Source organism: Desertivirga brevis (genome assembly GCF_017355835.1).
This window is the reverse complement of record NZ_JAFEWF010000001.1, coordinates 385,212-399,042: the sequence shown is the minus strand read 5'-3', so window position 1 is coordinate 399,042 and position 13,831 is coordinate 385,212. Positions and strand designations below refer to the sequence as shown.

Here is a 13,831-nt window from a genome sequence, read left to right as displayed (position 1 = left end):
GAGGGGCAGTTCTCCGGATTTTCCTTTACTTTTCCCTAAACCTAAATCCTATTTTCGATTTTACAAGTTCCTGACTTCCTCTTTTCACGCAACATTTTTAAAACACTTATCTTTGCACACTTATATTATGAGTAAGCACGGAAGAATTTTAGTTGCGATGAGTGGCGGAGTAGATAGCTCGGTTGCCTCAGTAATGTTACATGAGCAGGGGTATGAGGTTATCGGGTTAACCATGAAGACATGGGACTATGCATCTTCCGGGAGCTCTTCTAAAGAAACTGGATGTTGTAGTCTCGATTCCATAAACGACGCCAGATCCCTCGCTGTCTCTTATGGCTTTCCTCATTATATCCTTGATATCCGTAATGAATTCGGTGATTTCGTAATTGATAATTTCGTTGACGAGTATCTGGCAGGCAGAACGCCTAACCCTTGCGTGCTGTGTAATACTTATATCAAGTGGGAAGCCCTTTTAAAGCGTGCAGATAAACTTGATTGCGAATTTATCGCTACTGGTCACTACGCAAATATCCGTTTACAAGACAGCGGTCGCTATGTGATTTCAAAAGGTAAAGACGAAAATAAAGATCAATCTTATGTATTATGGGGCGTTTCCCAAAAAAACCTTGCCCGTACCAAATTTCCATTAGGAAGCTTTACTAAAGCTGAGATTCGGCAGATGGCATTGGATATGGGACAGGAGGAATTAGCTAAAAAAAGTGAAAGCTACGAGATCTGCTTTGTTCCCGACAATGACTATCGTTCCTTTCTCCGTCACCAGGTTCCTGATCTTGATATGAAGATAGGAAAAGGAAATTTCATACTATCTAACGGTTCTGTAGTCGGCGAGCATCAGGGATATCCGTACTATACAATTGGTCAGCGAAAAGGCCTTGGAATTGCCTTAGGACAGCCAATGTTCGTTACGAGGATCTTGCCTGAAAGTAATACGGTGATGCTTGGAACTCAGGATGAACTTAAGCAAACCACAGCTTTAGTAAGAGATGTGAATCTTATTAAATATGAAAGCATTGCTGAGTCTATTGAAGCAGTTACAAAAATTCGTTATAAAGATTCCGGTACTTTAAGCTCTATTGTTCAGGAAGGCGACGTGATGAAGGTAGATTTCCATCACGAGGTAGCTGGTATAGCACCAGGGCAATCAGCTGTATTTTATGAGGGAAATGACCTTCTTGGTGGTGGGTTTCTTTTATAGTTAAGCGGTTTTAATTATCTAGTAGTATGAACAGAATTATGGATATAACTTTTAAGCTGACTTTTTTTGGCTTTGCTATGTTCCTGATAGGCTGTTCTAAAACCGAAAATGCCGACCTTCCCGATCTGAAAAAGGAGTACTTTCCCCTCTCGCCTGGACGTAGCATTACCTACCAAGTTGATTCAGTCGCCTTTAATAAGTTTGATAATTCAGAGATGAAGTTTTCATTTCAGATTAAAGATACCCTTATAACGGAAATTGAGTCAGGAATACGGACTCATACAGTTTATATTGAACGGTATAAAAGGGAAAACCCGGCGTCGGGTTGGACTTTCCAAAAGGTAATATCACGAAATATTACAGAACTTCGAGCTGAAGAATTTGTTGATAACCAAAGGTTTGTGAGAATGGTGTTTCCTCCGTTCAAGAGCTCTATATGGAATGGAAATACATATAATAATCTTGAGAAGCAGGATTATTTCTATAAATCTGTTGATAAAAAAGACACTATTAATTCCTTGGCCTTTGACTCTGTGGCAGTAGTTGTTCAAGTAGATGAGAGTAACTTACTGAATGAACACTTTGCAGAAGAGCATTATGCAAAGCATGTTGGACTAGTTAAAAAACAGGTAAAAAGCATAGAAAAAGACTTTTATACACAGAAAACCACTCACGGCTATATTTATACTATGCAAATCTTATCTTTCAAATAATCAAGCTGTTCACTCTCCCATTTTCCGCTATCTGAACTTTTTTAAAGCAATTCAATTTTGCATTAGTTCTATTAATGACTTTATTTGCAAAAAAATGAGGGTTCTTAATGGCTAAAAATTTACTAATAGTTGAGTCTCCCGCTAAGGCAAAGACAATAGAGGGATATCTTGGAAAAGACTTCCTGGTAAAGTCAAGTTATGGCCATATACGAGATCTGGTTAAAACAGACGACGCAATAGACGTGAACAATAACTTTAATCAGAAGTATGAGGTGCCGGCTGATAAGAAATCGCTAGTAAGTGAACTTAAGAAACTGGCAAAGGAAGCAGAGACTGTTTGGCTAGCATCCGATGAGGACCGTGAGGGAGAAGCTATTTCATGGCATTTGTTCGAAACACTTGGCTTGAAAGAAGACAAGACAAAGCGCATTGTTTTCCATGAGATAACCAAACCGGCTATTTTAAAAGCTATCGAGAACCCGCGTCAAATAAATTACAATCTTGTTAATGCTCAGCAGGCAAGGCGTGTATTAGACAGATTGGTCGGTTTTGAGCTTTCTCCTGTTCTTTGGAGGAAGGTAAAGCCTTCGTTGTCAGCTGGAAGAGTTCAGTCAGTTGCAGTCAGACTTATCGTAGAAAGAGAAAGGGAAATCAATAAGTTTAAAGCAACCGCAGCCTATAAGGTTACCGCTATATTTTCAACAGGTAAACAAAAGGAGCTTTTCAGAGCCGAATTACCTGAACGTTTTGAGGAAGAAGCAGCTGCTACCAAATTCCTTGAGGACTGCAAAAAAGCAGTTTATCAAATAGCCAGTCTCGAAACAAGACCGACAAAGAGAAGTCCAGCCCCTCCTTTCACAACATCAACTTTACAGCAGGAGGCAAGCAGAAAGTTAGGTTATTCGGTATCGAGGACGATGTCTATTGCTCAGAAGCTTTATGAACACGGGCATATCACTTATATGCGTACAGATTCAGTGAATTTATCTGATACGGCGCTAAACGCTGCTTCTGCCGAAATTAATTCGGCTTACGGCAGTAAGTATCATCAATTAAGAAAATTCAAGACTAAGGCTGCCGGAGCGCAAGAAGCTCACGAGGCCATTCGTCCAACCTATTTCGAGCAGCATACCATCGAGGGGGACGCTTCAGAAAAACGTCTTTACGACCTTATCTGGAAACGCGCTATTGCCTCTCAGATGAGCGAAGCGCAATTTGAAAAAACAACGGCGAAGATTACGATCACAGGTCGTACCGAGAATTTTGTCGCAAACGGTGAGGTGATGAAATTCGATGGGTTCCTTAAGGTCTATATGGAATCAACAGATGAGGAAACTGAAGCTAGTGTCGATGAGGATAATGCTAATGCTATCCTTCCACCTCTTGCACAAGGACAAACTTTAACTGCACAGGAAATTAAAGCTACTGAGCGCTTTTCCCGTCCCCCTGCAAGGTATACTGAAGCTAGTCTTGTGAAAAAACTAGAAGAGTTAGGCATCGGCCGTCCTTCAACATACGCCCCAACTATTTCTACTGTTCAAAACCGCGGCTACGTAGTAAAGGAAGAACGGGAAGGTAAACAGAGACAGTTTAACCAGCTTACCCTAGTGAGTGGGGAATTGAAAAAAGAGGTGAAAACTGAAACGACAGGAGCTGAAAAAGGCAAGCTCTTTCCTACAGATATTGGTGCAGTTGTGAATGATTTTTTAGTTCAATATTTTAAAGGTATTGTAGATTATCATTTCACCGCCTCTGTTGAGAAACAATTCGACGAGATTGCTCATGGCCTGAAAGAATGGACTGAAATGCTTAAGTCTTTTTACAGTCCTTTCCACCAGGAGGTAGAAACAACTATTCAAACTGCGGAGAAGGCTCGTGGAGAACGTGATCTTGGTGTTGATCCTGAATCCGGAAAAAGAGTGTCGGTACGTATTGGTCGGTTCGGTCCTTTTGTTCAGATTGGAGACACTCCAGAGAACGAGGGAGAAGAGAAACCAAGGTTTGCGAGCCTGAGGTCAGGTCAGATGATCGAAACCATCAGCTTAGAAGAAGCTCTTGAACTATTCAAGCTACCAAAGAAGGTTGGTTCTTACGAAGATAAAGATATGACGGTGGCAATTGGTCGCTTTGGGCCCTACATACGCCATAACAGTGCTTTTTATTCGTTACCCAAAGGGCTTGATCCTCATGACGTAACGGAAGAGCAAGCTATAGAAATCATAGAAGATAAACGTAAGAAGGATTCTGAAAAATTGATTAAAGTATTTGAGGAAAATCCAGAGGTAAAAATATTAAATGGCAGATGGGGTCCCTATATTGAATTCGGAAAACAGAATGTCAAAATTCCTAAAGGCAAGGAACCAAAGGACCTGACATTCGAAGAAGTTAAGGCCTTAGCAGAAGCAGCAGAAAAAGAGCCTAAGAAAGGTGGTAAGAAGTTTGCTGCTAAGAAGAAGTAGTTGATAAATATAGAGCCGGGAGCTGTTGTCTTGCGGTAATGCCCGGCTCAAATGATATAAAAATGAAAAAAGACATTCCTGTAAAGATAGTAGAAGACGTAGCGATCGCAGTTGTTCTTGAACGAGAAACCCCGGAAGCAAAAGTGTGGAATGTCTATCTGGTAAATCTTAAAAATGAACCTATTGAAACCGTCCTGGTAAGCTCTAAAGGGTATGGGGTTAAAAATGGAGAGGACGTCAAAACCTCCATACTTCGGCACTCCATCGGAACTGTAGGAGGTCAGGATTTTGCGAAGATAGAGGCTATCGACGAGCAGGTTTTTGGTTTAACTAATGAATATTGGCTTAGCTTTTATATCAATGGCCACATCTACGACAAGAAATTTATCTTTCTCCCCGAAAGCATTGTTGAATCAAATTTAATACGGATTCCGGTTGTAAATAAACCAGGAGTTATGATCGGCTAAGATTTGTAAAAATATTTTTTGTAGCTGTAATTTATTGCTTAAATAATTATTACTTTCCGTGGATAAACCTTACATATGGTTCCCGGAAATACTTCATTTTTCAGAAACAGGCAGAATTTTCTTATCCTAATCCTGTTCATCCTGGCAGCGGTAGCTATCCTAAGTCGCCAGAAACATTCAAGAAAGCTTAGCGAAAGTAATTACGAATTATTCACGGGTTTTGTGGACAGTTACACAACCGGAATTATCTCAAGGCAAAGTCCTATAACCATTCATCTTGCTTCAGATCTTCAAACCTTTCATGGTCAGAATGAGGAGATAAAAGAAGAATTGTTCCATTTCTCACCGAAGATAAAGGGCAAAGCTTACTGGAAGGACTCCCGGACTATTGAGTTCAGACCAGAGGGAGCTTTAGAACCGGATAAAGAGTATTCTGCTTCATTCAAGCTTTCAAACATTATGGAAGTTTCGGAAAAAGTTGGGGAGTTCAATTTCGATTTTCAAACCATCAAGCCTGATTTTGCTATTGAAATAGATGGGCTCCGCTCCTCCTCAAGTAACTCTTCAGAGAAGATGAAGTTGAAGGGAACAATCACTACCGCTGATGTTGAAGAAAGCACTGCTGTTGAAAAGATCATCGAGGTCAGTTACGATAAGGATATTAATATTACCTGGGAACATAATCAGGAAAGTAAGCTTCACACCTTCACCATTAACAACCTAAAACGTTATAAAACTGAGAAAGAATTAAGCATCAATTATAGTGGAGCCGCGATTCAGGTTGAGGGAAAAGGAACAGAATCGGCAACTGTACCAGCTTACAACGATTTTAAGGTACTGGATGTAAAAACTGTTCAGGACAAGGAGCAATATATATCAGTACGCTTTTCAGATCCTATACGCATTGGTCAGGAACTAACAGGCTTATTGGGATTGAGCAATATGTCCATGCCAGCTTATACAATCAATGGCAGTGAGGTTAAGTTATACCCTGTAGAAAAACTCGACGGGAATTATACGGTTTTTGTTAACGAAGGTATTGAGAATTTCCAGGGAAGAAAGCTGCCGAGATCGTTCTCAGGGAACATTGTCTTTCAGAATGTTGAACCTTCTGTAAGTATCCCGGGGAAAGGTGTTATCCTGCCTCATTCGGGAAAACTAATGATGCCATTTGAAGCAGTTAACCTTAACGCTGTAGATGTTACCATTATTAAGATCTACGGGAACAATATTCCTCAATATCTCCAGAATAATGATTTCAATGGCGAGAGTCAGCTTAGGCAAGTCGCCAGGCCTGTTAAGCAAACCACTATTCGTTTAGACCAGGATAAAAGTGTCAACCTTCATAAGAAAACAAGATTTATGCTGGATATAGACAAACTGGTAAGGACAGAGCCAGGGGCCATATATCGCATTATGATAGGTTATCGCCCCGATTACAGCATTTATACTTGCAAGGCCGGAAGTGAGCAGTCGTCTGGTGAAGAATCTGAGGACGAAGAATACGGCGAAGACGAAGAGTATAGTGCCAGCGGACAGGGAATTGATGAGGATGACGAATTCTGGAGTAGGTACGATAATTATTATCCTTATGGATATAACTGGGATGAAAGGAACAACCCCTGCAATAAATCTTATTACAATAAAGAGCGTTGGGCTTCAAGAAATGTCCTTGCTTCCAATATCGGCTTGATTGCCAAGCAGGGTGGCAATAACCAGATATCCATAGCTGTCACAAATATTCTTTCTGCTGAGCCAATGGCTGATGTTGAGCTCGAGTTGATGGATTATCAGCACCAGATTATCGGCAAGGCTACATCCGGGAACGACGGTCTTGTAGATATACAGCTAAAAAGAAAGCCTTATTTGCTTGTTGCAAAAAAGGGAGAAGAACGCGCCTATCTGAAACTTGACGATGGCAGCTCCCTTCCCCTTAGTCGTTTTAATATAGGAGGAGAACAAGTACAGAAAGGTCTGAAAGGGTTTCTTTATGGTGAACGCGGCGTTTGGCGACCTGGAGATTCTTTGTATCTCACATTTATTCTGGATGATAAAGAGAACAAACTTCCTGCAGGCTACCCTGTCGAACTGGAGCTCTATACACCTCAAGGACAATTATATAAGAAACAAAGTCAAAATAAGTCCGTGAACGGCTTTTACACCTTCAAAACTGCAACTGAAACGTCCTCTCCCACCGGAAATTGGACCGCAAAAGTTAAAGCCGGAGGGGCGCTCTTTGAGAAACGGTTAAGAATTGAAACGATCATGCCGAATCGTCTTAAGATCAATCTTTCCTTTGATCAGAAGAACTCCCTTACTAAAGGTGAAGACGTCAGCGGGCAATTGAAGGCGGAATGGCTCTTTGGCGGTGCTGGCCGAAATCTAAGTGCAAAAGTAGACGCATTTGTTTCAGCAGCACATACCCAATTCAGCGCGTTTGAAGGATTTATCTTTGATGATCCAATCCGAACATTCAGCTCTCAGACGCAGTCTGTATTTGACGGAAAACTTGATGAAAACGGAGTAGCACTGCTAAATGCAGACATAAATATTGAAGAGCAGGCTCCGGGAAGGTTAGATGCCAGCTTCCTTGTTAAAGTGTTTGAACCTGGTGGTAATTTCAGCATCAACCAGGTAACCTTACCCTACAACGTTTATAATAGCTACGTCGGCATTAAATTGCCTGAAGGTACAGGTTACAACGGAATGTTAACTACAGACAAAAACCATCTCGTTGATATTGTAAGTGTCGATACGAAAGGGCGCCTTCAATCCGGTGTGCAGGAAGTTGAGGTCGAGCTTTATAAGATGAAATGGGCCTGGTGGTGGGACGAGGATGAGAGCTCCGTTAGCAATTTCACCCAGGATGAGTATAATAAATTAGTTTCCACAAGCACTGTAACGTTGAATAATGGCCGGGGAAGTTGGAATCTCAGAATTAATCAGCCTGATTGGGGTCGCTTCCTTGTAAGGGTAAGAGATGCCAGAACAGGTCATACCACTGGTAAGATTGTTTATATTGATTGGCCTAACTGGACAGAAAGGATGCAGAACGACAATCCTACAGAAGCTTCAATGTTATCCTTCACATCAAACAAATCAAAATATAAGGCCGGAGAACAAGTTAAACTCACCATTCCATCAGGAAATGCAGGCAGAGGACTGGTTAGTATAGAGAACGGTAGCCGCGTCATCAGGCGCTTTTGGTTCGAAGCTAAAAAGGGACAAACCCAGGTAAGATTCAAAGCTGAAGCAGAAATGACTCCCAATGTCTTTGTGAACGTCACTCTGCTTCAACCGCATTCCCAAACTTTAAACGATCTTCCGATAAGGATGTATGGAGTAATTCCCATTGAGGTTGAGGATCCCAATACTATCCTTAAACCTACAATCAGAATGCCTGAGGAAATAAGACCTGAGTCAAATGCCTCAGTTACCGTGTCTGAAGCTTCCGGTAAGCCCATGACTTACACTATTGCCATTGTAGATGAAGGCCTCCTGGATATTACCAACTTCCCTACCCCCAACCCTCATGCTAGTTTTTACGCCCGCGAAGGTTTAGGCGTCAAAACCTGGGATCTTTTCGATTATGTGATAGGTGCTTATGGAGGCGAACTTCAACGCATCCTAAGTATTGGAGGAGACCGGCAGTCAGGGAAAGGTGGTAAGAACCCTTCAGCAAATCGGTTCAAACCTGTAGTCAAGTTTCTAGGGCCCTTTCAGTCTGATGGCGGGTCAAAAACGCATTCGTTCAAACTCCCACAGTACGTTGGCTCAGTAAGGGTAATGGTTATTGCCGGTAATAAGGGAGCTTACGGTTTTGCAGAAAAAGCCGTAAAGGTGAAGAAACCTTTGATGGTGCTTGCTACACTTCCAAGGGTATTATCTCCTGGTGAGCAGTTCAAATTACCAATCTCGGTCTTCTCTATGAGTAACGCTGTAAAGCAAGTTTCGGTAGAGGTACAATCGAAGGCTTTCAATTTCCTCACAGGGAACAAAAGGGTAATAAGTTTTCAAAAACAGGGTGATCAGCTTCTGTACATGGATCTCGGAACAAAGAACGTAGCGGGTATAGCAAAGATCAAGGTTGTAGCCAGAAGCGGAAAAGAAACCGCATCTTATGATGTAGAGATAGATGTACGAAATCCAAATCCTGTAATCACAAGGGTAATTGAGAAAACACTGGAGCCTGGCAGTTCGATAAGTATCCCTTTTGCTCCTTTTGGTACAGCTGGCACTAATAAGGCAACCTTGGAAGTCTCTTCCATTGCGCCGATGAACTTAGACAAGAGACTGAGCTACCTGATCCAATATCCTCATGGTTGCGCAGAACAGGTAACTTCTGAAGCTTTTCCTCAATTGCACTTATCGAAGTTATTGAAGTTGTCAGACAAGAAGAAAGCACAAACTGAGTATAATATTAAGGCTGCAATAGGAAGATTAAATGGCTTCCAAACCTCAGACGGCGGAATTGCCTACTGGCCGGGATCAGAGGAGGCTGACGAATGGTGTTCCAATTATGCAGGGCATTTTTTAATTGAAGCTGAAGCGAATGGGTATATTTTGCCTTCCGGATTTATGAATCAATGGAAAAAATTCCAGAAAAACAAAGCCGTATCATGGACGCCGTCTACATTGAACTTCTATGGTGGGGATTTGGTTCAGGCTTACCGTCTCTACCTTCTTGCTCTTTCAAAATCTGCCGAGTTGGGAGCAATGAACCGCTTGAAAGAATTTAAATATTTATCTGTGCAAGCAAAATGGCAATTGGCTGCTGCCTACCGCCTGGCTGGTCACACAGAAGTTGCAACTCAATTGATAAGAGGTTTGACAATGTCAGTAAAACCCTATCGGCAGTCCTTTGGCACCTTCGGCTCCGATATAAGAGATCAGGCCATGATATTAGAAACCCTGGTTCTAATGGGAAGAAATAAGGAAGCCTATTCCCTTGCCAGAACCATTGCTTTTCGCTTGTCTCAGCAAGAGTGGTATAGCACCCAATCAACGGCTTATGCTCTCATCTCCCTTGCCCGGTACTGTGGGGCGAATGCTGCTGGAAATAAATTACAATTTGCCTATTCTATAAATAATACAAAAGGTGTCGTAAATGAAACTTCATATGTATGGTCTCAGCCAACAGTTATTACCTCTGGCAACAAAGCGAGCATCTCAAACAAAGGAAAAGGACGACTCTTCATCCGTATTATTCAACAGGGTAAGCCTGCTATAGGGCAAGAGCAGTTTGCACAGAACGATGATGATGTTCTTTCTATGAGGGTGAACTACTTCACGATGAATGGCCAGTTGCTGGATCCCGCCACGCTTACTCAGGGCACCGATTTTATGGCTCAGGTCAATATTACAAATCCAGGTAAACTAGGCCGCTACGATAACCTGGCATTAACTCAACTGTTCCCTTCAGGATGGGAGATCATCAATACCAGGTTATTAAATACTGAAGAAAGTTTTAAAGCAGCTAATTATGACTACAAGGATATCCGGGATGATAGGGTCAATACGTATTTTAGCTTGCAGGAAGGAAAAGAGGCTACGTTCTTTGTTTTATTAAATGCGTCGTATATAGGCAGATTCTATCTTCCTGCCACCTACTGCGAGGCCATGTATAACTCTTCTGTTTCGGCTGTAAGTCCTGGCCGTTGGGTACAGGTAGTTAATAATCAGCTGAAATGAAAAAAGGAATAGGCTGACGCCTATTCCTTCTGAAAGCCCTGGGGTTAACAGGGCTTTCTCGCATAAGAGACTGGTTTAGTTTAGCCCGCTTTTTATCCTTTATGATGCCTTGTTAGTGTTTTGGAAATTCCAATCCCTACCATCCAGGTATCAGCTGTATTAAATTTGTGATCGTATACTATCTCTGCCCCTAGTTGCCATGAACCTTTCAGGTGAAATTCATATTCAGCCCCTGCTGAGGTGATGAAGAAGTTTTCGTGATGAGCAATTTCATCTCCAAACCCGAATAATAAACCTAGATGTTTGTGGGTATGGTAGGTGCCTATAATTTTTGAAGCTACGGGTCTCTCTGTTTCAGCGCTTTTGCTTTCTCCAGCTTGTTCCTCTAACTCAATATCGTGCATTGGAATGTCGTTGTGCATTCCCAACGACCAGCGAGAGTTAAACATGTAATCGTAATTCAAGGCGTAAGCTGGAACAAAAGTACTATGTATCTCATTACTCTTCCCTTCATTAAAATATAGCTCAGCTAGAGAAAATGTAAACCGGTGCATGCCCTTTTCTCCCGATTCGTGAACTTTGAACTCAGACTGACTTTTTCCTGCAAATGCAAAAAATACAAGACCGGCTACCAATAAACTCTTTTTGTTGAATAAACGTTTAATATTCATTTAACCAGATTTAACATCGGGCAAATTAAAAGTTGTGTGATTTTTAAAAGATGATCCTCGTCAACTTTAAACGGATTCTTATCATTATAATAATTGACCGTAGTCGAGTTTCAAACTCAGTTACATGATCTGCTGAATACCTAAAGGTTAATTCATTTAGGAATACTATATTTAGTCCTTCCATATCAACACTTGGGCATGTTTACTCGCAAGTCGTTTAAATTGCATTTGAAATTTAAGGAATTCTTATTAAGGAAAAGCTTTCTGGCCGGCCTGTTTATTGCGCTCCTTGTTAGTTTCTGGTTTTCTGTTCCCGATCCACTTTTTAAAACTCCCACTTCCTTTGTTATTGAAAGTGCAGAGGGCGAATTACTTAATGCATCCATTGCTGCTGATGGACAGTGGAGGTTTCCTGCATCTTATAAAGTGCCAGAGAAGTTTCAAAAATGCATCGTCGCCTTTGAAGATAAAAGCTTTTATCAACATATTGGCATCAATCCTCTTTCCATTGCAAGGGCACTAAAACAGAATTTTAAAAGAAAAAAAATTGTCAGCGGTGCAAGTACGCTCGATATGCAGCTAATTAGGCTTGCTACAAGATATAAGAGAAATTTTTTTAACAAATTACTGGAAGCCATAAAAGCGGTTAGACTTAATATTAGGTATAGCAAGGATGAAATTCTCAGTCTTTACGCCGCAAATGCTCCTTTTGGGTCAAATGTAGTAGGATTGGAAGCAGCCTCTTGGAGATATTTTGGAAGAGAACCGTCAAAGCTATCCTGGGGAGAAATGGCATCTTTAGCTGTATTACCTAATGCTCCTTCGCTAGTTCACCCAGGAAAGAACAGAAGCAGACTCCTGAACAAAAGGAACAGATTAATTGATATCCTCGTTTCGGAGAAGGTTCTAAGCCAGATTGAGGGAAATCTAGCCAAATCTGAGCCCTTACCAAATAAACCTTTTGCACTGCCCGCATTAAGTCCTCATCTGATCAATTTGGCAAAAAGTGATTATAAACGAGGCAAAGTAAGCACAACACGGATAAGAACATCTGTAAAGAGTACTTTACAAAGACAGGTGGCCGGTATTCTCGATATGCATCATAAAAGGTTGATGGCGAACCAAGTAAATAATTGTGCAGCCTTAGTAATTGATGTGGAGAGTGGATCAGTCCTTGCCTATATTGGAAATATTTATCAACCTAAGGAAGCTGAAATTGAAAGTCATGTAGATGTTATCCAAGCTCGAAGAAGTCCTGGCAGTACACTGAAACCCTTTCTGTATGCTGCCATGCTCAATGAAGGTATGATCCTGCCTAATAGTCTGGTACCGGATATTCCTACCCAGATTGCTGGCTACCAACCCAATAACTATGATTTGGGTTATGATGGTGCAGTACCGGCATCTAGGGCGCTCGCCCGCTCCTTGAATGTTCCTGCAGTACGCATGTTACAGCAGTACAGATACGAGCGTTTTCACAATTTTTTAAAAAATTTAGGGATAACCTCGCTACATCAACCGCCTGATTTTTACGGATTATCTCTTATTCTTGGTGGCTGTGAAGTTTCCATGTGGGAGCTTTGCGGGATTTATGCAAGTATGGCCCGGGTGCTAAATCATTACAATTATAACGGTAAGTATAATAGCTCCGACTGGCGTTCACCCTCCTACCATGGTTTAAAAAAAACATTGCAAGATGAAAGTAGCACTATGTTGAATGCAGCATCAATTTATTATACCTTCCAGGCTATGAATGAAGTAATGCGCCCAGGCGAAGAGCTTTTATGGAAGCAATTCGCAGGATCGCAGCAAATTGCATGGAAAACGGGAACGAGCTTTGGCTTCAGGGATGCATGGGCTGTGGGGGTAACACCTAAGTATGTAGTAACAGTATGGGCAGGAAATACAGATGGAGAAGGCAGGCCCGGTTTAACAGGTATTGACGCAGCAGGCCCCGTTCTCTTTGATATTTTCCGATTATTGCCAGCTCCTCAAAATGGTTGGTTCGCCTCTCCCTCTCATGATATGAAGACATTTCAGGTATGCGAAGAAAGTGGGTTTAAAGCGTCGACGTTATGTACAAATACTCAACTTATCCGATTACCGCCAGCCGCCATGCGTGCTCCTGTTTGTAACTTCCACCAAACCGTTCATCTTGACCTTACGGGGCATTATCAGGTAAATTCGGAGTGCGAGTCGCCTTCTAACATGATTCATCGCTCCTGGTTTGTTCTTCCTCCAGTCATGGAGTATTATTATAAAACTAAGAATTACACGTACAAAGCCTTACCACCATTTAGAGAGGGCTGCAATGCAACAGAGATAGCAAATATGGAGTTGATCTATCCGAAGAACAACGCGAGAGTATATATCCCCAAGGGAATTGATGGAAAGCAGCAACAGGTGATCTTCCAGGTTGCCCACCGTAAATCAGGAAAAAAAGTATATTGGCATCTCGATAATACTTTTCTTGGGCTTACGCGGGACCTTCATCAGATGGCTTTGCTGCCGGCACCAGGGAAACACATTATAACATTGGTTGACGAGGAAGGCCTTCGTTTGCAGCAAACATTTACGGTACTAGCTAAGGAAGAACTTTAAAACAATTACTATA

Annotated in this window: 7 protein-coding genes; 6 read left to right on the top strand and 1 reads right to left on the bottom strand. The window is 41.7% G+C overall.

Going from position 1 to position 13,831, the window contains the following annotated elements; genetic code table 11:
- Positions 1-127 precede the first annotated feature (127 nt).
- The 5 genes from mnmA to J4N25_RS01650 all read left to right on the top strand — a co-directional run bounded on the left by mnmA (position 128) and on the right by J4N25_RS01650 (position 10,546).
- Entirely contained in the window at positions 128-1,216 is a 1,089-nt protein-coding gene (mnmA, locus tag J4N25_RS01670) for a tRNA 2-thiouridine(34) synthase MnmA (RefSeq protein WP_207420404.1), read from the top strand.
- Between the two features lie 38 nt (positions 1,217-1,254).
- The gene (locus J4N25_RS01665; protein ID WP_207420403.1) at positions 1,255-1,929 is read left to right on the top strand and encodes a hypothetical protein; all 675 of its coding nucleotides are present in this window, start codon (positions 1,255-1,257) and stop codon (positions 1,927-1,929) included.
- A gap of 107 nt (positions 1,930-2,036) precedes the next feature.
- Positions 2,037-4,388: a type I DNA topoisomerase gene (gene topA / locus J4N25_RS01660; RefSeq protein WP_207420402.1), complete on the top strand. Its 2,352-nt coding sequence runs from the start codon at positions 2,037-2,039 to the stop codon at positions 4,386-4,388.
- A 62-nt stretch (positions 4,389-4,450) separates the two neighbouring features.
- A complete protein-coding gene (locus J4N25_RS01655; protein ID WP_207420401.1) occupies positions 4,451-4,855 on the top strand; it encodes a hypothetical protein in 405 nt (134 codons plus the stop codon).
- Positions 4,856-6,397: 1,542 nt separating this feature from the next.
- Positions 6,398-10,546, top strand: a complete 4,149-nt coding sequence (locus tag J4N25_RS01650) for an alpha-2-macroglobulin family protein (RefSeq protein ID WP_439648745.1) — start codon at positions 6,398-6,400, stop codon at positions 10,544-10,546.
- Positions 10,547-10,638: 92 nt separating this feature from the next.
- Here the strand turns inward: J4N25_RS01650 and J4N25_RS01645 are convergent, their stop codons facing one another.
- A complete protein-coding gene (locus J4N25_RS01645; protein WP_207420399.1) occupies positions 10,639-11,217 on the bottom strand; it encodes a hypothetical protein in 579 nt (192 codons plus the stop codon).
- 228 nt (positions 11,218-11,445) lie between these two features.
- On the opposite strand from J4N25_RS01645, the gene pbpC reads away from it, so the two are divergent.
- Positions 11,446-13,818, top strand: a complete 2,373-nt coding sequence (pbpC, locus tag J4N25_RS01640) for a penicillin-binding protein 1C (RefSeq protein WP_242695751.1) — start codon at positions 11,446-11,448, stop codon at positions 13,816-13,818.
- Positions 13,819-13,831: the final 13 nt, after the last annotated feature.